The sequence below is a fragment of the Aurantiacibacter flavus genome (assembly GCF_039710615.1).
Lineage (GTDB): Bacteria > Pseudomonadota > Alphaproteobacteria > Sphingomonadales > Sphingomonadaceae > Alteraurantiacibacter > Alteraurantiacibacter flavus.
Window position 1 is genome coordinate 89041 of record NZ_JBDLBR010000001.1, and the last position, 23368, is coordinate 112408.

The 23368-nt window shown below is 64.0% G+C and carries 27 protein-coding genes; 13 read left to right on the plus strand and 14 right to left on the minus strand.

Annotation, left to right across the window (positions count from 1 at the left end; all coding sequences use genetic code 11):
* Positions 1–40: 40 nt before the first annotated feature.
* Positions 41–301, plus strand: coding sequence for a hypothetical protein (locus ABDJ38_RS00335; protein ID WP_346783080.1), 261 nt, complete (start codon positions 41–43; stop codon positions 299–301).
* Here the strand turns inward: ABDJ38_RS00335 and ABDJ38_RS00340 are convergent.
* The 4 genes from ABDJ38_RS00340 to ABDJ38_RS00355 form a co-directional block, all read right to left on the minus strand.
* A complete protein-coding gene (locus tag ABDJ38_RS00340) occupies positions 267–605 on the minus strand; it encodes a TauD/TfdA family dioxygenase (protein ID WP_346783081.1) in 339 nt (112 codons plus the stop codon). The genes ABDJ38_RS00335 and ABDJ38_RS00340 overlap by 35 nt on opposite strands.
* Positions 606–629: 24 nt before the next feature.
* Positions 630–761, minus strand: a complete 132-nt coding sequence (locus ABDJ38_RS00345) for a hypothetical protein (RefSeq protein ID WP_346783082.1) — start codon at positions 759–761, stop codon at positions 630–632.
* 275 nt (positions 762–1036) lie between these two features.
* Entirely contained in the window at positions 1037–2440 is a 1404-nt protein-coding gene (locus tag ABDJ38_RS00350; RefSeq protein WP_346783083.1) for a methyl-accepting chemotaxis protein, read from the minus strand.
* 370 nt (positions 2441–2810) lie between these two features.
* Positions 2811–3236, minus strand: coding sequence for a type 2 periplasmic-binding domain-containing protein (locus ABDJ38_RS00355; RefSeq protein ID WP_346783084.1), 426 nt, complete (start codon positions 3234–3236; stop codon positions 2811–2813).
* A gap of 200 nt (positions 3237–3436) precedes the next feature.
* Here ABDJ38_RS00355 and ABDJ38_RS00360 point away from each other — a divergent pair, with 200 nt between their 5' ends.
* On the plus strand, positions 3437–3745 hold the full coding sequence (locus ABDJ38_RS00360; RefSeq protein WP_346783085.1) for a hypothetical protein: 309 nt from the start codon (positions 3437–3439) through the stop codon (positions 3743–3745).
* Between the two features lie 96 nt (positions 3746–3841).
* On the opposite strand, the gene ABDJ38_RS00365 is transcribed toward ABDJ38_RS00360, so the two are convergent.
* Positions 3842–4603 carry a siderophore-interacting protein gene (locus ABDJ38_RS00365; protein ID WP_346783086.1) on the minus strand — a complete coding sequence of 254 codons (762 nt, stop codon included), beginning with the start codon at positions 4601–4603 and terminating at the stop codon, positions 3842–3844.
* A 225-nt stretch (positions 4604–4828) separates the two neighbouring features.
* Between ABDJ38_RS00365 and ABDJ38_RS00370 the strand changes: the two genes are divergently transcribed.
* Positions 4829–5215, plus strand: a complete 387-nt coding sequence (locus ABDJ38_RS00370) for a MerC domain-containing protein (RefSeq protein ID WP_346783087.1) — start codon at positions 4829–4831, stop codon at positions 5213–5215.
* A gap of 31 nt (positions 5216–5246) precedes the next feature.
* Here the strand turns inward: ABDJ38_RS00370 and ABDJ38_RS00375 are convergent, their stop codons facing one another.
* From ABDJ38_RS00375 to ABDJ38_RS00385, 3 genes are all read right to left on the minus strand, one after another.
* A complete protein-coding gene (locus ABDJ38_RS00375; RefSeq protein ID WP_346783089.1) occupies positions 5247–5867 on the minus strand; it encodes a nuclear transport factor 2 family protein in 621 nt (206 codons plus the stop codon).
* Between the two features lie 11 nt (positions 5868–5878).
* The gene (locus tag ABDJ38_RS00380; protein WP_346783090.1) at positions 5879–7951 is read right to left on the minus strand and encodes a PQQ-dependent dehydrogenase, methanol/ethanol family; all 2073 of its coding nucleotides are present in this window, start codon (positions 7949–7951) and stop codon (positions 5879–5881) included.
* A 125-nt stretch (positions 7952–8076) separates the two neighbouring features.
* Entirely contained in the window at positions 8077–8532 is a 456-nt protein-coding gene (locus tag ABDJ38_RS00385; RefSeq protein ID WP_346783896.1) for a sulfatase-like hydrolase/transferase, read from the minus strand.
* On the opposite strand from ABDJ38_RS00385, the gene ABDJ38_RS00390 reads away from it, so the two are divergent.
* The 3 genes from ABDJ38_RS00390 (at position 8466) to ABDJ38_RS00400 (ending at position 11039) form a co-directional block, all read left to right on the plus strand.
* Complete coding sequence (locus ABDJ38_RS00390; RefSeq protein ID WP_346783091.1) at positions 8466–8891, plus strand: LysR substrate-binding domain-containing protein; 426 nt, start codon at positions 8466–8468, stop codon at positions 8889–8891. The two genes, ABDJ38_RS00385 and ABDJ38_RS00390, sit on opposite strands and share 67 nt — an antisense overlap.
* A gap of 228 nt (positions 8892–9119) precedes the next feature.
* Positions 9120–10427, plus strand: a complete 1308-nt coding sequence (locus ABDJ38_RS00395; protein ID WP_346783092.1) for an MFS transporter — start codon at positions 9120–9122, stop codon at positions 10425–10427.
* Between the two features lie 99 nt (positions 10428–10526).
* A complete protein-coding gene (locus ABDJ38_RS00400) occupies positions 10527–11039 on the plus strand; it encodes a nuclear transport factor 2 family protein (protein WP_346783093.1) in 513 nt (170 codons plus the stop codon).
* 74 nt (positions 11040–11113) lie between these two features.
* Here ABDJ38_RS00400 and ABDJ38_RS00405 read toward each other — a convergent pair whose 3' ends face one another.
* Both ABDJ38_RS00405 and ABDJ38_RS00410 read right to left on the minus strand, forming a co-directional pair.
* Positions 11114–11902, minus strand: a complete 789-nt coding sequence (locus ABDJ38_RS00405) for an SDR family oxidoreductase (RefSeq protein WP_346783094.1) — start codon at positions 11900–11902, stop codon at positions 11114–11116.
* Positions 11903–12006: 104 nt separating this feature from the next.
* Complete coding sequence (locus ABDJ38_RS00410) at positions 12007–12441, minus strand: MarR family winged helix-turn-helix transcriptional regulator (protein WP_346783095.1); 435 nt, start codon at positions 12439–12441, stop codon at positions 12007–12009.
* 150 nt (positions 12442–12591) lie between these two features.
* Here ABDJ38_RS00410 and ABDJ38_RS00415 point away from each other — a divergent pair, with 150 nt between their 5' ends.
* The 7 genes from ABDJ38_RS00415 to ABDJ38_RS00445 are packed head-to-tail and all read left to right on the plus strand — an operon-like array spanning position 12592 to position 18458.
* Entirely contained in the window at positions 12592–14055 is a 1464-nt protein-coding gene (locus ABDJ38_RS00415) for a carotenoid oxygenase family protein (RefSeq protein ID WP_346783096.1), read from the plus strand.
* The gene (locus tag ABDJ38_RS00420) at positions 14052–15593 is read left to right on the plus strand and encodes an FAD-binding oxidoreductase (protein WP_346783097.1); all 1542 of its coding nucleotides are present in this window, start codon (positions 14052–14054) and stop codon (positions 15591–15593) included. Before ABDJ38_RS00415 ends, ABDJ38_RS00420 begins: the two co-directional genes overlap by 4 nt.
* A complete protein-coding gene (locus ABDJ38_RS00425) occupies positions 15590–15925 on the plus strand; it encodes a c-type cytochrome (protein WP_346783098.1) in 336 nt (111 codons plus the stop codon). Before ABDJ38_RS00420 ends, ABDJ38_RS00425 begins: the two co-directional genes overlap by 4 nt.
* A complete protein-coding gene (locus ABDJ38_RS00430; protein WP_346783099.1) occupies positions 15922–16311 on the plus strand; it encodes a hypothetical protein in 390 nt (129 codons plus the stop codon). Before ABDJ38_RS00425 ends, ABDJ38_RS00430 begins: the two co-directional genes overlap by 4 nt.
* Complete coding sequence (locus ABDJ38_RS00435; RefSeq protein WP_346783100.1) at positions 16308–16529, plus strand: hypothetical protein; 222 nt, start codon at positions 16308–16310, stop codon at positions 16527–16529. The genes ABDJ38_RS00430 and ABDJ38_RS00435 overlap by 4 nt, the downstream gene beginning before the upstream one ends.
* Positions 16530–16551: 22 nt before the next feature.
* On the plus strand, positions 16552–18117 hold the full coding sequence (locus tag ABDJ38_RS00440) for an FAD-binding oxidoreductase (protein WP_346783101.1): 1566 nt from the start codon (positions 16552–16554) through the stop codon (positions 18115–18117).
* Positions 18114–18458, plus strand: coding sequence for a c-type cytochrome (locus ABDJ38_RS00445; RefSeq protein ID WP_346783102.1), 345 nt, complete (start codon positions 18114–18116; stop codon positions 18456–18458). The genes ABDJ38_RS00440 and ABDJ38_RS00445 overlap by 4 nt, the downstream gene beginning before the upstream one ends.
* On the opposite strand, the gene ABDJ38_RS00450 is transcribed toward ABDJ38_RS00445, so the two are convergent.
* The 4 genes from ABDJ38_RS00450 to ABDJ38_RS00465 all read right to left on the minus strand — a co-directional run bounded on the left by ABDJ38_RS00450 (position 18455) and on the right by ABDJ38_RS00465 (position 23367).
* Positions 18455–18892 carry a MarR family winged helix-turn-helix transcriptional regulator gene (locus tag ABDJ38_RS00450; protein ID WP_346783103.1) on the minus strand — a complete coding sequence of 146 codons (438 nt, stop codon included), beginning with the start codon at positions 18890–18892 and terminating at the stop codon, positions 18455–18457. The two genes, ABDJ38_RS00445 and ABDJ38_RS00450, sit on opposite strands and share 4 nt — an antisense overlap.
* Positions 18893–19069: 177 nt before the next feature.
* Positions 19070–21124: a PQQ-dependent dehydrogenase, methanol/ethanol family gene (locus tag ABDJ38_RS00455; RefSeq protein ID WP_346783104.1), complete on the minus strand. Its 2055-nt coding sequence runs from the start codon at positions 21122–21124 to the stop codon at positions 19070–19072.
* Positions 21125–21163: 39 nt separating this feature from the next.
* Positions 21164–21733: a nuclear transport factor 2 family protein gene (locus tag ABDJ38_RS00460; RefSeq protein ID WP_346783105.1), complete on the minus strand. Its 570-nt coding sequence runs from the start codon at positions 21731–21733 to the stop codon at positions 21164–21166.
* A 41-nt stretch (positions 21734–21774) separates the two neighbouring features.
* A complete protein-coding gene (locus tag ABDJ38_RS00465; RefSeq protein ID WP_346783106.1) occupies positions 21775–23367 on the minus strand; it encodes a carotenoid oxygenase family protein in 1593 nt (530 codons plus the stop codon).
* Position 23368 lies beyond the last annotated feature (1 nt).

The window sequence follows — 23368 nt, forward strand, 5'->3', positions numbered from 1 at the left end:
CCCAATGGCCAGAATGCGTGAAGCAGGCTAAGGCCTGCGCATGGACATGAACGACCTGCTGCACCGCTATTTCGGCACCTTCGATCTGGCCGAGGTCGACCCGCGCTCGGTCGCCGCCGGGGTGGACCGGATGCTGGTCGATTTCGGGCTCGAGCAGGATCGGGGCAGACGCTTTGCCTTGTGGTCGATGCTCTTCATGCTGGGGGCTGCGCCCGATCTCGATGTCGCCTTCGAGGACGAGGCTGACCGGGACGCGGCGCGCAACCTTATGGACCTGATGGCTGCCTCGGGCGGGCAATGACGGAGGAGGGCACGCCTAGGCTGACGGCGCCTCGGTTCTGGCCCGGGTTTGCTTCCACCGCAGATATTTCCGGCCCGTTTTCGCTGATCGTTGCGCGGCGCAGATCGCGCTTTACGGACTGAAAATCGAACGGGCAGGCACGATGCAGCGGGCAACGGTTGTCCCGGATGACGAGGTCGCCCTGCCGCCATTGGTGGCTGCCGACCCAGAGGCATTCGCGGCCCGAAGCCGACTTCTGGATGATATCGCGGACCGCGCGATCCGCTTGGGCTTTGCCGTGCTGGTGATCCCAGATCAGGGGCATATCAGCGATGCCCCTGATCTGGGATCACCAGCACGGCGAACCTGCCATGGCATCTTCGACCAGTTCCACCAGTTCCCGATCAGGCGGCGTTGAAAGGTTCGCGCCTTCCAGTTCGGCGGCAAACAGCGGGTGGAGCCGTGTGATTGTCATGGTCACGTTTTCTCTCCCGATTGTCCGCTGCACCCTTGGCAACCACGACGCGAGGAATAGCGACTGATATGCATAGGAATGATCGACGCCGGTCATGTGGAGGGCGTCGTTCGCATGAGCCGGGTCGATGGCTGCGATTCGCGCAAGCGAATGGGAACCGGCGCGGTCGATTGGTAGGTTCCAGGCTGGGCGTGCCGCTGAGCAATGCCCGTATGGAGTTAGGAGCTTGGAAGATATCGTTTCCACGCAGTGGCTGGCCCGCCTCCTGATTACCTCTTAGCTTAGAACTCCGACCAGTCTTCTGTTGGCTCGACCACTTTCAGCGCAGCATTGCCATGGGTCATGGGAGCACTTGCCGCCTTGCTCGGGGCACTTTTGGTGATCGGCTCGATCTTACGGCTTGCAAGGGAAGTGCCGGTTTCGAACTTGCTCACCACCTTGGACAGCTCACTGGCTTCGTCCGCAAGCGAGCGGGCGGCTGCCGTCGATTCCTCTACCATGGCTGCGTTCTGCTGCGTCACACGGTCCATGTCGCCCACGGCGCCATTGACCTGCTGCAGGCTGGACGCCTGCGCCTGGGCCTGTGCACTGATCTCGCTGATCACGGTGTTGATCTCGCCGATTCCGGTGAGGATCTTGGACAGCAGGGTGCCGGTTTCCCCAACGAGCGACACGCCCGAGCTGACCTGTTCGCTGGATTCGGTGATAAGCGCGGAGATGTCCTTGGCGGCATCGGCACTACGCTGGGCGAGCGCACGTACTTCGGTTGCCACGACGGCAAATCCCTTGCCAGCATCGCCTGCACGCGCAGCCTCGACACCGGCATTGAGCGCGAGGAGATTGGTCTGGAACGCGATTCCGTCGATCACGCCGATAATCTGACTGATCTTTTCAGAGGACTGCTCGATTGCCGACATCGCCTCCACAGCGCGTTCGACAACGGCCCCGCCTTCGCTCGCCTCGCGATGAGCCCCTGCAATGGTCTGTTGGGCCTGGCTGGCGGCGACGGCGGTGCTGTTTACACCCTGGGTCACCTGATTCATTGCAGCCGAGGTTTCCTCGAGGCTCGCCGCCTGCTGCTCGTTGCGCTGCGACAGGTCATCCGATGCGGTATGAATCTCTTGCGCGCCGGTAAGCACCGAGTTGGCGCTCTGGCTAACGGTGCTGATGGCGGTGGCCAGCGAGTTGACTGCGCGATTGAAGTCGCGACGGAGCTCCTCGTAGGCGCCGGGGAAGTCCTGCTGAATTTGGCAGGTAAGCTTGTTGTCCGCGAGCGACTTCAGCGCGCTGCTCAGCGATTCGACGACGATCTTCTGTGCTTCCCGGCTCTTCTGCACTTCCACGGCATTGTCGCGGAACGTCGCCATCGCGTTGGTCATGCGGCCAACGCAATCGTTGTATTCAATGTAATGGATTGCGCTCTCCGTGTCCCCAGCGGCAAGCGCCTCCATACGAACCACGGTGTTGACGTAGGGCGTGCAAACCTTGCTCGAGGCGACTGTGATCGTCGCGAAGGTTAAGGCAAGCGAGACGCCGCCAATGGCAATGGCAACATATGTGGGCACGTATCCGGCTGCGAGGAGCAGAACGGCCATCAGGCTCAGCGCCGACAAGCAAGTAAATATTATTTGAAGCGTCTGGAACTTCGTCCGGATCGGCGCATCTTTTTCAAACCAATCGAGCATTTGACCCACCATTCTTCCATCTTGCCGCCAAATGTTCGCAAGAAGGGGTTGAAACTGTGAGGAGTTTTATAGCGCCAAATCGATGGTGAGCGGTGTAAGCGATCTAAGCGCAAACACTTATCTCTAGGGCGAGAGGATTGCCCTTGCCCGGGAAAAAACAAACATCTTGTCAAACTAACATAATCCGCAAGTATATGAAAATTAGGAATAAATGGCGTTAAACTAAGTTTGGCACTAAGTTTGATGGTTACCGTTCGAAAACCTGGGCCGCCTCCGAACTGCGCTCTCGATAGCTTTTGCACAGGCGAGATGCGCTTTTCCGGGCGCGAGGCGGGCAAGGCTTGCGCAAAGATTGGTTGACTGGGGATCCTTATAGCTGAGCAGCCCGGGGACGCCCTCGCGGGTCGTGTGGAATTGCATCATCTCGCGTATCGGGGGGTGGGAACGGCGTTTCCACAATGCGCAGGGGCAGGCGCTCGGCCATGTATCGTGCAAGCCTCTGGTGCATAATGCATAGCCGCACGGTGCCCGGCAGGAGAAAGGGCGCCTGAATGAAAGAGGGCGCACGTAGCTCTATCCGTCTTTCGATCCCGTGCCGGCTGAACCAGTCGTCTGCGAAGGTGTATTTTCGCGCTACATTCACGCCGATATGGCCTGCGTCGACGAAGGCCTGCGGATCGAGCGCTTCCTGCACCAGCGGATTGTCGGTCCAGCCGACCGTTACGTGCTTCTCTTCGAACACGGCTTCGCAGGGGGTGAACCGGCCCTGCCGCGCGTCAAGGGCTCGCAGCTCCAAAACCTTTTGCGCAATGTCTGGCTGGAGCGCCAAAGCGAAAGGGGGGGGCCAACCTCTTGCCAAGGGTATCGTCGTGAAAACTTTGGCGCAGCCACTTCAACGATGCGCTCATCGCCGACTGCGCGGTCTATGGCGTCGGCATCATCCAGCAGAGCAATGTCCTGCCTGCCATGAAGGCGCTCGACTAGCTAGACGATTACATGGATGCAGCGGTCGGCTTCGATTTCGTCGCCATCCATACGCCCGACCGTACGCAGGTGGCCAAGGTGCTGAGCTCGCGTCTGGTGGAGGCCGGGATTGGCCTCGTGCCGATCAGCTCGGACCTCATGCATATGTATGTGGCCACGCCCGAGCCCGGCAATCCGTGGTACGACAAGGACGAACTGGCGCAGGCCATGCGCGAGAAGCTGGTCAAGACCTCCCCGCAGATCCGCGAGCCTGCCGCGCTGACCGACGCCAAGTTGGCCGAGATTCAGGCTGGGTTCGATCGTCTCGCCACTGAGGGCTGACGCCTGGCGGGACGTCGCACGCACAAGCAGCCGGCGTTGAAGGAGTGGGCGTAAAGCTTGCTCGCAGGTCAGTTCCAAGCCGGCTTGCCGAAGTGCCTACTGGCCTTGCGCGTCCTCGCGTTTGGCGATCTTGTGCGCGTCCTCGTTAAGGCCGGACTTCCAATAGGACGAGATATAGAGACTGTCCGGCCCGAGCCCGCGCTCATCACGCAACAGACTGCGCAGAGCCTTCATACCGGAGAATTCACAGGCTGCCCAGGCATAGACATCGCCCTGCGGCCATGCGCGCGCGGCGAGCGCCTCAGCCAGCGCCTGCGGCTGGAGGCCAGGTTGTGGCGCGACCAGATAGTCGAGCGTCACGCCTGCGGGGCGGGGCAGGTCGATCCTGTCGCCTTCGCCCATGACTTCGATCACCGCATGGCCTTGCGCATCCGCAGGCAATGCGGCGAGGTTGACCGCGATCGCAGGCAGGGCCGTCATGTCGCCCGCGATTAGATAGGCGTCGCGCCCCTCGGGCAGAGGCTTGGCGGGGCCCGGGCCGCCCACTTCGATGGTTGCGCCGGGCTGCACCGACAGCGCCCATTCCGTCGCCGGACCGGCATGGCCGCTAGCTGTCTCGGCATGGAGCGCAAAGTCGATGTCGAGCGCGTCCTTGCGCTGGGCGCGGATCGTATAAGTGCGCACTGCAATCTTGCCATCGGGCAGGGGCAGGCGCAGTTTGACGTAAGCGCCTTGCTGCCCGAAAGGGAACCCGATGAGGCCAGCGCCGCCTAGCGTGATGCGGCGCATATTGGGGCTGACTTGCTTGGTTGAGAGGACGGTGAGGACTCGCGGCGCGGGCCGGTTCGTTGTAGTCATTCGCCATACTTAGAAGCCCCGGCGAGGCTTGCGCAACCCGCCATGTTTCGGGAAGTACCCCGATTCAATATGAGATATGTTGTAACATACCCTTATTGGTCCTATATGGGCGTGATGATGATGACATTCGGATCCGCAATCTTGTCAGCTTTAGCACGCGTGAGATTACCGCGACCGCTCAAGAACTCGATCGGAAACAGCGCAGATAGAGAAGGAGTGGTCTAGGTGCGTGCTGCAACCGCTCACTGGCTTGACGGACTAGCGATTTCGCTCTCGGCGGTTTGCGTAGTGCACTGCCTCGCGCTGCCCATGATTATCGCCATGCTGCCAGCGCTGTCCCAGTGGCTGCACTTACCTGAGGCGCTGCACCTGTGGCTGTTCGCCTGCGCGATCCCGGTCAGCATCACGGTGCTGGGCAAGGCCGCTCATCGCCATCTGGCTGCGCGTGGTACGCTGCTTCTCGGTGTCTCCGGGCTGGCCCTTATGGGGGGCGCCTTGCTGGCACGGACCGACGCTCTCGAGACCTTGACTACCTTGGGTGGAGCGGCGCTGTTGGCATCGGCGCACGTGCGAAACTGGCGGCGGCGAACCTGCAAGGCGGGCGCAGCCTGACGACGCGCGCCCACGTTACCGGCAACGGGCGCTAAACCTTGTCGTAGTGGAAGGGCGCGATCATCGGCTCGGGATAGCATTCGTATTCCATCGTCGGCGGCAAATCGGGCTGCAGACCAGCGATCGAGCGCAGCAGCGGGACGCCTTCCTTGTTCCAGCCGCGGTCGAACTCGACATAGATATTCATGTAGCCGTGAAGCAAGGCGATCTTCCATTCGCCATCGACGCGCTTGTATTCGTTCTCGTAGGTCGCCTCGCCCCAGCGCGCCTCGTTGCCGAGCGAGCCCACCATCATGAACGTGCGCCAGCGGCCCTTGGCGGTGCCGGCTTCGCTATCGACATGGATCACCGGCTGTAACTGCATGTGGTTGTAAAGCATGCCCTTGCCGTAGGGCGGCAGGTGGTGGAGATATTCGCGCACCCGCTCGCGGCCCACGAACACGCCGCGCCCGGCCAGTTCAAGCGTGCCATCCTCGGCGAACAGCTCGGCCGCCTTATCCCACAGGCCCTTGTCGACATAGTAACCGTAGGCCGCCTGCAGGTTCTGCACCGACTGGAAATCGCGTGCCTGCTGCACTTCGGTTTCCAGCTTGGCCTGCCGCTGCTTGAGGGCAGCGAGTTCGGCGAGCACTTCGCTCATTTGGTCGGACATGATCTCTCCTCTTATTCCTGGGCCAGGTCTTCGAACGACCGGGCCTCGATGAAGCTGCGAATATCGTTGAGTTGGGCGCGCGCTATCTTGTCAGCGAAGCTCGGCATCCCGTTGGGCGCAAGAGCGCCGTCTAGCACAACGGCGGCGAAGGCATCGCTCGGCACCACGCCAGACGCGCGCAGATCGGGATAGGCGCCCGCGCTCACCACGCCGGTGCCGTGGCAACGCAGGCAATAGCGTGCATAGAGCTGATTGCCGCGTGCAATAGAGTCCTCATCAGCAGGACGGGCGGATACGATGGCGCGGCGCGGGCCTTCGGGCGGGGTAAAGGGCGGCAGTCTCTGTTCGCCGTCCAGCGCAAAGACCAGCAACCTGTTTGGCCCGACCGACTTACCCGCCTGCAATGCCATCACCCCGCCGGTGAGCGGCCACCCGCCACCCCAGCCAGAAAGCACGGCAACGTACTGCACTCCGTCGATTACATAGCTGATGGGAGGGGCGCTCACGGCGGTCTGTGCATCGAACGACCACAGTTTTTCCCCACTCGCGGCATCGTAGGCGGCCAGTTCGCGCGCAATATTGCCGGCGAAGACCAGCCCGCCGCCGGTCGCGAGAAGGCCGCCATTGAACGGGGCAGCCTGGTCTACGCGCCAGGCTTCCTCCTGCTTCACCGGATCCCATGCGATCAGGTAGCCCTTCATTCCGGCATAGAGCACCTCGCGTTCCTCATCGGTCATCGCGCCGCCGCCATCCATGGCGACACCCGAGGTGTAGGCACCGATAACCTGCTCTTCGTCGGCAGCGGCATAGGGCATCCCGACATCCTGCGCGGGGATATAGACAAGGCCAGTATCGGGGCTGAAGGCCATCGGCGGCCAGTTGTGGCCTCCGCCCGAGCTGGGGAACTGGAACGAGGGCTCGCCGGTGCGATAATAGCGCGCCGAGGGGACTTCTATCGGGCGTCCCGTCTCGGGATCAAGTCCGCTGGCCCAGGTCACGTTGACGAAGGGTTCGCCCGAGATGAACTCCCCCGTCTCGCGGTCTAGCACATAGAAAAAGCCGTTTTTCGGAGCCTGCATCAGCACCTTGCGCTGATGTCCGTCGATTTCGAGATCGGCGAGGATAATGTTCTGGGTGGCGGTGTAGTCCCAGCTGTCGGCCGGGGTCGTCTGGAAGTGCCAGCGGTATTCGCCGGTCTTCGCATCGACCGCTACGATGGAGGAGAGGAACAGGTTGTCGCCCTTGCCGTCGGAGCGCATCTGGTGGTTCCACGGAGAGCCGTTGCCGACGCCGATATAGACGAGGCCCAGTTCGGGATCGTACTCGATGGCGTCCCAGGCGGTGCCGCCGCCGCCGTATTTCCACCATTCGCCGGCCCACGTCTTCGCGGCCATGTCCATGGCGCTGTCGCTGGCGGCATTATCGGGCATGCCGGGCTTGCCGGGCACGGTGTAGAAACGCCACGCCTGCTCGCCAGTGGCGGTGTCATAGGCGGTGACGAACCCGCGTGCACCGAACTCGGCGCCACCGTTGCCGATCAGCACCAGATCGCCCGCCACGCGCGGCGCGCCGGTGATCGTGTAGTTCACCGCCAGCGGATCGGACTGGTCGATGGTCTGCACCTCCCATTCTACCGCTCCGCTGTGCTTGTCGAGCGCGACAAGCCGCCCGTCGAGCGCGCCCACGAAGACTTTGCCATCATGAACCGCCACACCGCGCGAGACCGGGCCGCAGCACCCGCGCGCCGATGCCGCGCGCACCTGAGGATCGTATTCCCAAAGCAGCTCACCGCTGGTGGCATCGACTGCCTTTACCACATCGTAGGCGCTGACAAGGTACAGCACCTTGTCTACCATGATCGGCGTCGCCTCTTGCCCTCGGTCGGTGCCGAGGTCGTGGTAGAAGGCGAGGCCCAGTCGATCCACGTTGCCCGCATTGATTTGATCGATATCGGCAAACCGCTGGGCCGTTTCATCCAGCCCGTGCAGCGGCCATTCGGCATCGGCTGGCTGGCTGGCGCCGCAGCTTGCCAGCGCAAGACCGAGCACAAGACCACCAAGGGCTTTGCCGAGAGCTGATGTCATGCAAACTTCCTAGCCTGTACGGAACGACTTGCCACCCGCTTTGCCTGGCAGCGGTAGACGATAGCCCTGCAAACGCACCCGCTTGGGCAGGAGCGCGTTCGCAGGGACTGAGGATAGCGGTCGGGTCAGAACCGCTTGGTGGCACTTACCGACCATTCACGCGGTCGGCCGGGCTGGCCCATCGAGAAGCCGCTCTGAGCATTGTCGAAGGCTCCCACGAAGTAGTATTCGTCGGTGATGCTGGTCACCGCCAGTGACAGGTCGAGATCGCCTTCGCCGTTGGCCCAGGTCACGCGCCCGCTAGGGAGGGTGTAGCCAGCCACGCGCGCGTTGGGCGTATCGTGGTTCTTGCCGAAAAAGGTGGTGGCATAGCCGTTCATCTTCAGCACTTCGCCGATGGTGGCGGCGCTGTCGGGTATGACCGAGGTATAGCCCGGCTCGGCCACCGCGACATTGGCGATAGCGCCGAAGCCTACCGCGTGATGGTTGCGCCCCTTCAGCAGCGATGCGCGGGGTGGGCAAGTTGCGCGATAGCGGCCCGTCTTCGCCGCAGGAGTTGTCCGCCCTGCGGGTAGCGGCAGGGCACTATCTGCTCGATAACTGGCTTGGCCCCACCACCCGCGACTTGCTCGCGCGCGACGACATGCCCGAGATCCAGTTTACTCAGGCTGTGGATCGCGCCCACGTGCTAGCGCTGCTTCGCAATGGCGAGGTCGATTGCGGTTTCTGCACCGGCGATCCGGCCGGAAGCGACGAGTTTGTCACGCGGGTGCTGCGCCGTGCGACGGTCGGGCTCTATGCCGTATCCGCCCTGGCGGCCCGTTCGCAATATCCTGACTATCAGCTTGATCTGGTGCGGGCAGGTCCGGGATCGGGCTGCTGTTTGATGACGATACGAGCCAGTCGCTCGCCACGGGTGAACTGGTGCGCTTTCCCCTGAATTTCGCGCCCGGCGTGCGCTGCCTGGTGACGAGCCATGCGGACCCGCCCGATCCGAGGCTCGAGTCGACGATCGACGCGATTTGCCTTTCCCTGGCGAAGCCGATTGCCACCTGATATCTCGCCGCGCCGGGTCTTGGATTTGCGGGTTGGCGGGACATAGGGCTTGCGGCATGGCCGCAGTCTGGGCCAAGTGCACGGCTTCAGGCCTTGGGAGGGCTTTACAATAATGAGCGATGCCACAGGCGCGCGGCTGCAAGGAAAGATCACGCTGCGGCTGATCATTCCGATTGCCATCATCACCTTCGTCAACTCGATCGATAGGGTAAATATCAGTTATGCCGGCAGTGCGATGTCGGCCGATCTTGGCTTGTCGCCCGATCAGTTCGGTTGGGGCGTGAGCATGTTTTTCCTCGCCTACCTGCTGTTCCAGTACGCACACGTGCGCCTGCTGCGGACATGGGGGATCAAGCGCTGGATCTTCGTTTCGATGATGCTTTGGGCGGCCTCGGGGTTCTGGATGGCGCACATCACCAGCGCGGCCGAATTCTACGCTGCGCGCTTCCTGCTTGGGATGGCAGAAGCCGGTTTCGCGCCCGGCATGACCTGGCTCATCTCGCAATGGGCGCCGCCTGCCATGCGAGCGCGGATGCTCGGCGGGGCTCTGGTGGCGGTCCCGCTGTCGATGGTGCTGGGCGGGCCTCTATGCGGCTGGCTGCTGCAGATCGGCAATCCGCTTGATTTGCCCGCATGGCGCTACATGTTCCTGCTGCTGACCATTCCCAATGTGGTGCTGGCGGTGCTCGCGGCGCTCTATCTGGTTGACCGACCCGACAAGGCGCGCTGGCTCGACGCAGAAGAACGGGCCTGGCTCGCCGCCGAGTTCGTCCGCCAGGAAGGGGCCGATGATGCTCCGCCGCGCACTGTGCGCCAGATCGCGAGCGATCCGTGGTTGTGGCGCTGTTCGCTCACATGGCTGCTGGTTATGACAGGGTCCTATGCGTTGGTGTTCTGGTTGCCGCAGCTCGTGCGCCAACTCGATCTCGGTCAGAGCGAGTTCCTGATCGGTTCGCTCAGCGCGACCCCGCTCCTTGCGCTTGCGATCGGGCTGGTGGTCAACGGCCGCCGCTCTGACCGCAAGGGCGAGCGGCTGCTCCACACGGGCCTGCCTGCCGCCGCTGCAGGCGTGGCGATGATGTTCGCGGCCATGTTGCCGCCGGGCCTGCCGGTGCTGCTGTTGATGTGCGTGGCGGGGCTCGGCATCGGCGCAGCCCAGGGCGTGTTCTGGGCCATCCCAGGATCCGTGAAGCTTGGCGGTGACAAAGTGCCGGTGGGCGTGATCGCGCTGATCAGCATGTTCGGCACGGCGGGCGGGATCATCGGCCCCTGGCTGACCGGCGTGCTGGTGGCGAGCGAAGGCAATTTCTCGCTGGCTATAGCGCTGCTCGCTTCTCTGCTGGTGCTGGCACTGCCGGTGCTTACGCTGGGCGCGCGTCGCCAATTCCCGCGCGAAACCGATACACGTACCGGGACTTGACCTCGCCTTTTGCGTCTGGCTCGATCGCACAGTTCTCGTGAGCGTGGCCGAGCGGCGCGGCAATTCCGCCTTCTTCGACTATTACGGGGTAACCTGATCATGATCACGCTCGACACTGCCGACAGGCTCGCCATCCACGAGCGCCTTGCGGCCTGCGCCTGGGCGCTCGACACCGGCACGGTGGAGGACTTCGTCGCCTGCTTCTGCACCGAGGGCACGCTCGAATGGGACGCTTTCGAAGAGCCGCAGAGCTGGCAGGGCCACGCGGCGCTGCGCCACTTCGCCAGCTTCCTGCGTGACCTGCCGACTTCCGCCGGACGACAGCACCATATCTCGAACACTGTCATCACGCCGGGCGAGGACTGTGCTCTGGCCAAGTCCTATGTAACCGTCGCCTTGCGGCAGGGCGACGGGCCGCACCAGCTCTACGTCATGGGCTGGTACGAGGACGCGTTGAAGCACGAAAACGGCGACTGGCGGCTGTGGCGACGGGTGATCCGCGACTGGTCCGGCCCGGTGTTGGCGAGCTTTGCCGGGCAGAGCGGCGAGCGCGTCGCCCGCCCGATGCCCGCGCCGCTACTGCCGATGCGTTATCGGCCCGACGAGGGCTAGACCACCGCCTGTCCTTCGAGACGGGCGCTCAGCCTGCGGCTTCGTGCCCTCCTCAGGACGAACGGAGTTCCTTCCTAGAACACCGAAGTCGTCGCGCCGCCGTCGATCACGAGGCTTTGCCCGGTGATGTAATTGGCCTGCTGGCTGCAGAACACCGCCACCATGTCGCCCACGTCGTCGCAGTCGCCGAAGCGTTCGGCGGCGATCCGCCACTCGCGCGAAAACTCGGCCACCTCCTCCTCATAGGTGATGCCCTTGGCCGCCGCGCGCTCGGTGAACTGTTTTTCCACGAAGGCACTGTGGTGCATCCCCGGCAGCAGGTTGTTGATGATCACATTGTGCTTGGCCACCACCTTCGAGACGGCCACGCAATAGTTGGCAAGCGCGGCGCGGGTGCTGCCCGACAGTGCGCGGATCTCGCCTGGATACTTGGCGGCGACCGTGGCGATGTTCACCACCCGGCCCCAGCCGCGCTGCGCCATGCCGTCGACCGTTGCGCGCATGAAGGCGACCGGCGAGAGCAGCGAGATGTCGATCGCGTCGCGCCAGTCCTCTTCGGTGATCGCGCGATAGTCGGGCGTCATCGGCGGAGGCGAGCAGGTGCCCACGAGAATGTCTGGCTCGGGGCAGGCGGCGAGGATTTTCTCGCGGCCCGCCTCAGTGCTGTGATCGGCACAGATCGGATGAACCTTGCTGCCCGTTTCGGCCGCAATCTCTTCGCAGGCCTTTACCAACCGATCCTCGGTGCGGGCGGAGACGAAGCACTCCACCCCTTCGCGCGCAAGCGATAGCGCCGCGCTGCGTCCCATGCCGGCGCTGCCTCCGTTGACGATGGCCTTGCGCCCCCTGATTCCCAGATCCAAGCTGCTCTCCCCTATTGGTTGGTGCCGCATTGGCGCGGCTTTCGGACCGGAGCATAGGCCCGCGTAGCGCGCTGTCCATCCACCACCGCGCGCTGGATGACGGATCAGACGAGGCCGTCGCGCAACTTCTCAAGCAGGCTGATCAGCGTTTCCTTCTCATCGGGCGAGAGGATACCTTCGAACGGCGTCTCCAGCTTTTCGCTCGCCGCGCTCGCATTCCTTGCAAAGTCCTCGCCCGCCGCTGTCAGGCGCAGCTCGACCACCCGGCCATCACTTGCCGACCGGGTGCGCTCGACCAACTCCTTGTCGACAAGATCGCGCAGAAGCAGCGCAACTTTGGAAGCATCGAGGCTAAGCGCGCTGGCCAGCTGCATCGGCGAGATGCCTGGGTTGAGGCCGATCAGTATCGGAATAGAATAAGATCCGGGCGAGACGTGCTCCTCGCCCTTGTCCATCTCGGAGAGCAGGGCCTTTCGAGCCGTGCGCCAGGTCAGGTGCACCTGAAAGGCCAGGTGTTCGCGTGTCGGTCCGAATTCCATCGGAAGCTCCATTCTCATGCGACCCTCAGGCGGTGTAGAGGGTAATATGCTTTACAAAAATAATTATCCAAAATAAATACTCCCCTGAAGTCGGCGACAGAACGCTGGCCTTTTTTGGGAGAGAGGGGCGGGGTGCCCGCAAGCGATACCATGACTTTATCCTATGCTGACCATCCGGCCTTGCAGGGCGACTTCGAGCCTGCGCGCTACGACGCCAGCCTCTATGATTGCGAAGTTATTGGAGAAATCCCGGCTGCTCTGAACGGCACCTTCTACCGGGCCTGCGCGGAGTGGTTCTATCCGCCCAGATACCCCGACGATTCGCCCTTCGCCGCCGATGGCATGATCACCGCCTTCCGCATAGGCGATGGCTCGTGCGACTATGCTGCGCGCTTTATCGAGACACCGCGCTATCTCGCCAACAAGGCGGCGCGGCGGCAGCTGTTCGGCTACTATCGCAACCCGTTCACGCACGAACCACCGATGCAGGGACAGTATAACAAGGCGGATACGGTTTCGAACACCAATGTGATCTTCTTTGCGGGCCGCTTGCTGGCGCTGAAGGAAGATGCGCCGCCGATGGAGATCGACCCCGACACGCTGGAGACAAAGGGCTTTTTCGATTTCGGCGGCGATTACAAGGCGCCGACCTTTTCCGCCCATCCAAAGGTCGATGGCCGCACCGGGGAAATGATCACTTTCGGCTACGAGGCCGAGGGGCTCGCGACCAATGCCATCTGGATTTATACCATCGATGCGGGTGGCAAGGTGACGAGCGAGCGCAAGCTCTCGGCCCCTTACCTTTCGATGGTGCACGATATAGCCATCTCGCAGAACTACATTCTCATTCCGGTTTACGGCATGGTTTCCAGCATGGAGCGCTTGCGCGAGGGTAAGGTCCACTGGGGCTGGGACACCACGCTGCCGAGCCATATCGGCGTGCTGCCGCGCCATGGCGACGCTTCTGACATCCGCTGGTTCGATGGTCCGGCCATGGCCATGGTGCACACCTTCGCCGCCAGCGACGAAGGCGGAGTGATTACGCTCGATGCGGCGGTGTCCGACGGGAACCCCTTTCCTTTCTTCCCCGATGTCCATGGCAAGCCGTTCGATCCGGCGGGCGCACGCACCACGATCCGGCGCTACGTGATCGATATGAATGCCAGCGGCGGGGGCTGGCGCGAGGAACGCATGTGGCAAGACAAGCCCGGCGCCTTGAGCCGGATCGACGAACGCTTCATGGGCCATCGCTTCCGGCATGGCCTGCTGTCGTTCTCCGACGAAACCAAGCCCTTTTCGGGCGACATGGGCAGCCGCCGCCCGACCAATTCGCTTGGCCGGTTCGACTTCGCGACAGGCGAGGTGGAGGCCATGTTTGCCGGGCCCGAGTTCGGCCTGCAGGAGATCGCCTTCGCCCCGCGCAGCCCCGATGCGCCCGAGGCCGATGGCTGGGTGATGGCGCTCGGCACCAACTACGAGACGATGAAGAGCGAACTGCTGATCGGCGATACCGCCAACCTTGCCGCCGGGCCGGTCGCGCGGGTGCGCTTGCCTTTCCGTGCGCCGCAGCAGGTTCATGGCAACTGGGTTCCGGCATGGAGCCGCGGCGCATGATCATGCTTGATCCAGCGCGGCTCGAACAGGCGCTCACCCGGTTCGAGGCCATTGTCGGCGCGCAATATGTGTGGCGCGAGGAGGAAGCGCGCCATGGTTACAAGGATGCGATGGCTCCGCGCGATCCGATGTCCTACGCGCCGCGCGGTGCGGTTGCCCCGACTTCGGTGGAAGAGGTGCAGGCCATCGTGCGCGTGGCGGGCGAGCTGGGCGTGGCGCTGTGGCCCACCAGCCGCGGCAAGAACTTCGGCTATGGTGGCGCGGCACCGCATCTCAGCGACGTGGTGATGCTCGATCTGGTGCGGATGAACCGCATTCTCGAGGTCAATGTCGAGATGGGTTATGCGGTGGTGGAGCCCGGCGTGGGGTTCGACGATCTCTACAACCATCTGGTCGACAACAATATTCCGCTGTGGATGTCGGCCCCGGCGCACACCTGGGGCAGCGTGCTGGGCAATGCGCTAGAACGCGGGGTGGGCTACACGCCCTATGGCGAGCATGCCTCCAAAGTGTGCGGGCTGGAGATCGTCACCGGCACCGGCGAGCTGCTGCGCACGGGGATGGGCGCGCTCGACGGTGCAAAAACCTGGCAGCTGTTTCCCTATGGCTTCGGCCCTTCTTGGGATGCGGCCCTGATGCAGTCGAACTTCGGCGTGGCGACCAAGATGGGCCTGTGGCTGATGCCAGAGCCCGAGCATACGCTGAACCTTGCCATGGCGTTTGATCGGCCCGAAGACCTGCCGCTGGGCGTCGAGGCGCTACGGCCGCTGAAGCTCGATGGAACGGTGCAGGCGAACCCGAGCTTCGGCAATATCATCCGCAACCTCGCCGTGCGAGCGCCGCGCAGCGAATACTATCAGGGCGAAGGGCCGATCCCGGCCGACGTGCTCGAACAGGCGCGTCTGAAGAGCGGGGTGGGGCACTGGAACTTTTCGATCCGCCTGTTCGGCGACAAGGCGGTGAACACGATCAATGCCGAGAAGGTGAAGCGGGCCTTTGCCCATCTGCCTTACGAATTCGATGTCTCCGAATGGCATCGCGGCGAGCCGCTCAAAGGCTCCGGCTCGCCCACGCCGACGCTGGGCGCGTTGGGCGTGGTCGACTGGCTCGGCGGGCCGGGCGGGCACCTGACCTTCTCGCCGGTCTCGCCCTTCACCGGGGCCGAGGCATGGGAGCAGTACACCACGATCCGCGCCATGTATGAGGAGGCGGGGTTCGACTACTACGGCGGCTTCACCGCCGGGCAGCGCTATCTCAACCACATCTCGATGATCGTGTTCAACCGCAATGACGAGGAGACGATGGCGCGGGCGAACCGGCTGTTCAGCGACCTGATCGACGTGGCCGCCGCGCGCGGCTGGGGCGAATATCGCACCCACACGCTCTATTACGATCAGATCGCTCGCAGCTATGATTACAACAACGGCGCGCTGCGGCGCTGGAACGAGACGGTGAAGGACGCGGTCGATCCGCACGGCATTCTCGCGCCGGGCAAGATGGGGATCTGGCCGCGCCGCTATCGCGAGGCGCAGGCATGAGCGCGCTGGCGATCCGGTCGCTTCCGGTGCTGGCGCTGGTTGGGGCGCTGTCGCTGGCCCATGCGGCCGAACCGGCCACGACGCCGCAGGGGCAGGAATTGTTCCGCGAGAGGTGCGGTGGGTGCCACCTCGAAGGCGGCTTCGGCACGCGGGTGTTGTCGCGCCGGGTGCCCGAGGGGCAGGCAGAACTGGAAAAGCGCACCATGCTGCCCGCCGCGCTTACCACGATGGTGGTTCGCCGGGGGCTCGGCTCGATGCCACAAATCCGCGAGGCCGAGCTCAGCGACGCCGAGCTTGCGGCGATTGCCGCCTATCTGGATAAACGCCCATGATTCGCAGCGACCGCCGCACGCTCATGAAAGGTGGCATGGCTCTCGTCGCGCTGGGGGGGATGCCTGCTGCCCTACGTGCGCAGGGCGCGAAGCCCGCGCTACTTATCTACGATCGGCGTTTTGCCACATCGCTGCAACTGGCGGAGGAATGGGCGGGGCAGGGCATCGCCATCCTCGATCCGCGCGAGCACGACCTCGGCCTCGCCTGGCAAGGGCAAATTCCGTCACTGCTCGCCAGCGGTGGAGCGATAGCAGGCGCCACGCTCTGGTCCGACCGCTTCATTTGCGAGACGTTCGCGCGTGGGCACGGGCGCACTCGCCTGCTGCATGACGTGCCAATGCCGGGGGCTGGTGGCGCCGATCTGCGCCATTGGGCCATCGCATGAGCGTGAACCGCCGCCTGTTCCTGACCGCCTTGGCCGGTCTTCCCACGCTCGCCGTGCTGAAGAGCGTGCCGGCAGCGGCCTGGACCACCATGCCGGGAGAGCCTGCTGTCGGCGACGTGTGGGGTCTGCGATACTTCGCCAGCGGCGCCACGCCTGCCGCCATGCCGCGCCGTGGCGCCCGCTCCGCCGTGCCCGCCTGGCACCCCGAGTTCTGTTGATCGCCTGCGAGGATCAAGTTCCATGCCCGTGCTTCCCCCCGGACTGACGCAGGAGAGCTTCGACGAGGCGCTCGACGAATTTCGCGCGGCCATCGGCGCGCAATGGGTCTTCACCTCCGACGCCGACCGAGCGAGCTACCTCGATCCGTTCGACATCGGCGACCAGCAGGACCACGCCAGTGCCGCCGCGCTTGCACCTGCCGACGTGGAGGGCTGCCAGAAGATCCTCGCCATCGCCAACCGCTTCAAGGTGCCGTTGTGGCCGGTCTCGATGGGCAAGAACTTCGCCTATGGCACAGCCGCGCCGGAAATGCGCGGATCGGTGATCCTTGACCTCAAGCGGATGAACCGCATCCTCGAGATCAACGAGGAGATGGGCACCGCCGTGGTCGAGCCGGGCGTCAGCTTCTTCGACTTCAAGGCCGAGCTGGACCGTCGCGGATCGCGGCTGTGGATGTCCGGCCCCGCGCACAGCTGGGGCAGTGTGATCGGCAACGCGCTGGAACACGGCGTCGGCTACACGCCCTATGGCCAGCATGCCGAACAGATCTGCGGGATGGAGGTGTTGCTCGCCGACGGCACGCTGGTGCGTACAGGCCTTGGCGCGCTGGAGGGTACGCGCGAGTGGCAGGCCTATCGCTGGCCCTTCGGCCCCGCGCTCGATGGCCTGTTCACCCAGTCGAACTTCGCCATCGTAACCAAGATGGGCCTGTGGCTGATGCCCGAGCCCGAAGGCATGGCGGGCGTTTCCATCCGCGTGCCGCGCAAGGACGATTTCCGTGCACTGGTCGACACCCTGCGGCCCCTGCGCATGACCGATACGATCAACGCGCCTTACACCATCGCCAACGGCTGGCGGCAGATCACTGGGGGCCGCGTGCGCGCGCAGGTATGGAATGGGCCGGGGGCGATCCCGCCGGAACGGATGGAGGAACTGCTCGAAGAACGCGGCAATGGCTGGTGGAGCGTCATCTTCAACCTGTTCGACAGTCCGGCGGGCCTTGATCTGCGGCTCGACAAGATCCGCCGCGCCTTTGCCGAGGGCCTGCCCGACGCCACCATCGAGGTGCGTCGCTGGCAACAGGGCGATCCGCAGGAGCCGTGGATGCGGCAGGAGGTTAGCCTTGCCCCGCTCGGCGCGGTTGATTGGGGCGGCAGTCCCGGCGGGCACAGCGATCTTGGTCCGATTGTCGCACCGCTGGGCGATCGGGCCGAACAGGTTTACGACATAATCGAGCGGCGGTTCCTCGAATATGGCAAGGACCCATGGGTCGGCATGTTCGGCATTTCGAGCCGCGCGCTGGTGTTCGTCGCCGACATGTATTTCACCCGCACCGATGCCGAGGACACGGCGCGCTGTCGCGCCCTGTTTCGCCAGCTGTGCGAGGATATGCAGGCCATCGGCGTGGGGCTCTATCGCACGCACCTGCGCTTTATGGACGATGCCGCCGCGATGCACGCATGGGGCGACCATGCGCTGCCGCGCCTCAACGACCGGATCAAGACCGCGCTCGATCCCAATGGCATTCTCGCTCCCGGCAAGCAGGGCATAGGGACTTGGGACAAGCAGCTGGGAGCGCAGCCATGAGGCGCTCGGCTCTCGCCATGGTGGTCGTGGTGGCAATGGCTCTGCCTGCGGTCGTTCATTCGTCGGAGCGCGAAGTGCGTAGCCCGCAAGACATCTTCGCGGACCGCTGCGCCTATTGTCACGAAGCGGGCGGCTGGGGCACGCGGGTGCTGGCAAGAAGAGTGCCCGAAGGACAGGCAGAGCTGCGCCAGCGCGACAATCTGCCGCCGGCGCTCACCATGTTGGTCGTGCGGCGCGGGATCGGGGCCATGCCACCATTTACACCCACCGAACTATCCGATGCCGAGTTGGAGGCCCTTGCCGAATGGCTCGCGAGCGGGACGCCGAGGCAGAGACCCTAGCCTTTGCCGTAGTTGCGCAGGGCGTCGAGCGCGGGAACCAAGTGGTTGCGATGCCGGGCCGGAACCGTTGCCAGCAGATCGGCTTCGAATTCGGTGATGACCTTACGCGCCTCATTCAGGCGGGTCTGGCCCTTGTCTGTCAGGATGATTGCACTGCGGCGGCCGTCGAGCGGTTCACGCCGGATCAGGCCCTGTTGTTCGAGCGGATCTAGCAGTTTTGGCATATTGGCCCGCTTGATACCGGCAACCTGGCCGATGTCGCTCGAGGTCAACTGATCGTCAGAGCCTGCCACGAACAGCACCGTCAGTTCCGATATGCGCAGGTCGAGCGGGGCCAGCCTTGTGGCGAACTCGGTCATCATCACGCTTGCCGCGCGACGCAGGAGGTAGCCGGGAAGTTCGGCAAGCGCGACATCGGCCTTTGGCTCGATCAAAGTGGACAGTCCTCTCCAGACGCCGCTTATACGGCCGCCTCATAGCTATTTCGCTAGCTAATTATTTTAGGGCACTATGTTGGCTGGCGAGGGAAAACACAAGTGCATCGCTCGCAACATGCCTGTGAGGCGGCATTGGGGTGCGGGCCAGCACGCTTCGGTCCGCGCCCCAAGCGCTTAGCGTTCCGCAATCCCTGCGCGCTGGTCGCGGGCAAGCGCTTGCGATTCCGAGCCCATGAACTGGCGGATCGCTTCCACTTCCTCGACCGACAGCTTCCCATCGAACTTGGGCATCCCGCGTGACAGGAACGCGCCATCGTGCACCACGGCGCGCCAGACCTGCGCATTGGCCACGACCGGCGAGCGGCGCAGATCGGTAATGATGTTGCTTTGCCGTCCGTTCACGCCGTGGCAGAACACGCAGTTGCGGCCATAGACCTGCGCGCCCAGCGCCACCTTGTCGGCTTCGAAAACCTCGTCCGGGTCGGTCGCCGGGCCAGCCAGCGGAGGCGGTGCAGGCAGCGTTGCCGTGCCGTTCAGCTTGAACACGACCATGCGGCCTGGCTGCTTCTCGCGCGGCGGGTTGGTCGAGCCGAGCAGCGGGTTGCCGCCGCCGCCGCCGCCGGTCGAGACGGCGACATATTGCTCACCGTCGACCATGTAGGTGATCGGCGCGGCCATCACGGCGTTGGGCGTGTCATGACGCCACAGCACTTCGCCGGTTCGCGCGTCGATGGCGAGCATCTCGCCAAGGATGTCGCCGCGGCCCTGGAATACCAGGTCGCTTGCGGTGACGAGCACGCCGCTGCCGCCCGAATCGGGAATCCAGCCGTTGGCATCCACCCGCCAGCTTTCCTGCCCGGTCAGCGGGTCAAAGGCCTGGAGGTAGGCATCGGGCTCGGGCATTTCCGAAGGATCGATCACCTCACCCTGATGCGGGCCACTGGTGGCGCTATAGGTGAAGTAGTTGCGAACCGTGGGGATATAGACGAGCCCGGTGCGCGGGCTGTAGGCCATCGGCTGCCAGTTGTGCGCCCCGCCGACATGCGGCGAATTGAGGAAGGGCCGGTCGACATAGCGCGCGCCCGGCACCTCGATCGGGCGCCAGAAGGTGGTGTCGATCCCCGTCGCCCAGCGGATATCCTCGGCATAGGGGCGGGCCGAGATCGGCTGGCCGCTCTCGCGGTCGATCACGTAGAAAAAGCCGTTCTTCGGCGCGTGGAGGATTACCTTGCGCGGCTCGCCGTCGATGGTGAGATCGGCCAGGATCATGTTCTGGACCGAGGTATAGTCCCAGCTGTCACCCGGCGTTTGCTGATAATGCCAGCGATATTCCCCGGTGTCGGGATCGAGCGCCAGTACCGAGGCGAGGAACAGGTTGTCGCCTTGCCCGTCGGACCGCAGATAATGGCTGTGCGGCGAACCGTTGCCGGTGCCGATCAACAGCTGGTCCAGTTCCTCGTCGTAGACGATGGAATCCCATGGCGCGCCGCCGCCGCCGGTGGTGTGCCACAGGTCGCCGAACCATGTCGGGCGGGCCATTTCCTCCAGCACCCGGTCGGACACTTCGCCATCGACCACACCCGGCGGGGGCGGGGTGAGGTAGAAGCGCCAGGCTTTCTCGCCGGTCGCCACGTCATAGGCGGTGACATAGCCGCGCACGCCCTTTTCCGCGCCGCCCTGGCCGATGATCACCTTGCCCTTGAACACGCGCGGGGCACCGGTGCTGGTGTAGTCCATCGCGTGGTTGGCGATGGTGTCGGCCACCCACAGCTCTTCGCCGCTGCGGGCGTCGAGCGCGACCATGCGCCCGTCGAAGGTGGTGATGAAGACGCGCCCGTCGCTCACCGCCACGCCGCGGTTGACCACGTCGCAGCAGCCCTTCGGCCCCGCCTCTCCCGGCACCTTGGGGTCGTACTTCCACAGCTCCGCGCCGGTCTTGGCATCAAGCGCATAGACCTTCGACCAGGCGGTCGAGATGTAGAGCACACCATCGACGACGATCGGCTCGCCTTCCTGCCCGCGCACGGTGTCGTATTCGAAGTACCAGGCAGGTTTGAGGTCGGCGACATTGCTCGCGTCGATCTGGGTGAGCTGCGAATAGTACTGTTCGTTGGAGCTGCCGCCGTGGGCCGCCCATTCCTGCGCTGCGGGCTGCGTGCCTTGCGAATAGGCGGCGGTCATCCCCACCAGCGCCACGGCCGCAGCGGCGGCTCCGAACCATTTCTGCATCGTCTTCCCTTCACACCGGCTGCGCGGGCCGCGCCGCCGTTACTGTCCCTGCCGCGGGTCGCTTTCCCCCAGTCCGGGGTAGAACAGCGACTTGTTGTGCATCGATTCGTTATAGACCGTGCGCTTGGTGAATTTCCATTCACCGTTCTCGCGACGAAGTTCGTCTTCGTAATGGCCCATGTACAGCAGTTCAACCTGTCCGTGCGTCGTGCGGTTGGTCATGGCGAACCAATAGGCAAAGCTGGTAGCGGTATCGCCGTTTACTTCGACCACGTGGTTGATGATCTGGTGGCGGGTGCGCGGGCGCTCGGTGGCGTCGGCGGGCAGCGTGCCCATGATGCCAGCACCGCCGAAGCGGCTCATCGCGGCCTCGATCTCGTCGCGGCCATGCTCGACGCCGCCGACCCAGTCGAGCACGCCATCCTCGGCCCAGGTCGCTATCACCGTGTCGATGTCGCCGGCATCGACCGCGACCATGTAATGGTTCGACAGGTTGACGATCTCGGCGCGATCTTCGGCATAGCTAGGCTGCGACTGGGCTATGGCCTGGGCCGGAAGGCTTGCCAGTGCGAGGGCACCGGCGGCCAGCAGGATATTGGGGCGCTTCATTAGTCCTCTCCTCTTGTGGTCTTATCTTGTTGTTTTTCGTGTCAAGTAAGCGGCAGCTCCTTGGCCGAGGCCCAGACACCGTGGACCTGACTGCTGAGCTTGAAGGGCAGGATGATCCGCGCGATGTCGCCTGCGGCGAGGTTCTCGGCATCGGCGATGATCATTTCCGAGCGGTCCTCGGCAAAGTTGCTGGCCACGCCGACGATGTAGCCTTGGCCTTCGCTACCACCTTCGCGCGGCACGAAGGTCACTTCCTGCAACGCATGAGTGTCACCGGCGAAGTACTTCTGCAGCTCGCCGGTGGCGAGATCGAACCGGCCGTAGCAGTTGACGGGCGGCCCACGGCCCGGCGGATCGGCGCGGGTGGTGTCGAACGGCAGGCTCGGATCGGCAAACGAGGTATAGAGATAGCGCGTCGGCAGGCTCAGCACGCGCGGATCGACCTTGCCTAGGTCGACGATGCTGGTGTCCCACAGGATCTCTTCGGTCCATGTGTCGTCGGGCGAGGACAGGTCGAGCGTGATCTTGCGCACGAAGGCCTGGGCCAGTTCCGGGCGGAAGGGCGATCCGTCGACATTGGGGAAGAAGGGGAAGAAATTGCCATCCCAGAATGGCGCATAGAGCACGATCTTGTCGCCCTCGTCATGCGCGTTGAAGGTGTGCATCATGCACCGCAGCGGCCCCTTGAACCAGCGCATGTCATCAGGCCCGCCGTCGCGCGGAAGCACGCCGATGTAGCTTTCCTTGCTCTGGTCCCAGCCCCAGTGGACCTTGCCTTCGCGCAACCGCTCCATCGAGGTGACATAGCCGCCGAACGGGAACAGCATATGCTTTTGCGTCAGCGCCATGTCATGCATCACGCTGACATAGGGCACCTTGGTGCGCACCTCGCTCTTCACCGCGCCATCGGCGCCGATGCGATAGACCCACAAGCTATCGCTGGCGAGCCCGTCGGCCTCGTAGCCATAGGCGATCATGTCGCCCGAGACCGGATCGAGCTTGGGGTGGGCGGAGAAGGTCTGGCTCTTGTAGCCGCCATCAAAGTCCCACGGGCCGACCGTTTCCAGCGTGTTGGGATCGATCAGGTGCGGGAGGCCGTCCTCCTTGGTGGCGAACAGCTTGCCGCCGTGGACCAGCGGCGCGGTGTTGGCGACGGTGCGGCGGTTGGGATTTTCGGGATCGCGCACCGAGGGATCGTCGGTGAAGGGATTGCGATAATAGCCATAGAGCTGGCGCTTGGCCGCGCGCTGGGCCTTGAACCGCTCGGTCTCCACCCAGCGGCCACGGAACGCGGCCTTGCCATCCTTGATGCGGAACATCGAGATGTAGCCATCGGCGTTGAGCGGGGCATCGTCGGGGAACAGCGGCGGATAATAGAATTCGCCGCCAACCCGATAAAAGGCGCCGTCCATGTCTTCGGGTATGGTGCCGACCACGAGGCAATCGTCGACCTCGGCATCGAAGCGCAGCGGCGTGTTGAAACCGCTCGGCGGAAGCTCGGCGGCCAGCGGGTTGAGCGGCCCGCCCGAGGGCTGCGAGGCCGAAGCTTCGGGCACCTGCGCGCTGGCGCTGCCGGAAAGACCGGCCCCAACGGTGGCGCCGATGGCGGTGCCCATAAAGTCGCGTCTTTTCATT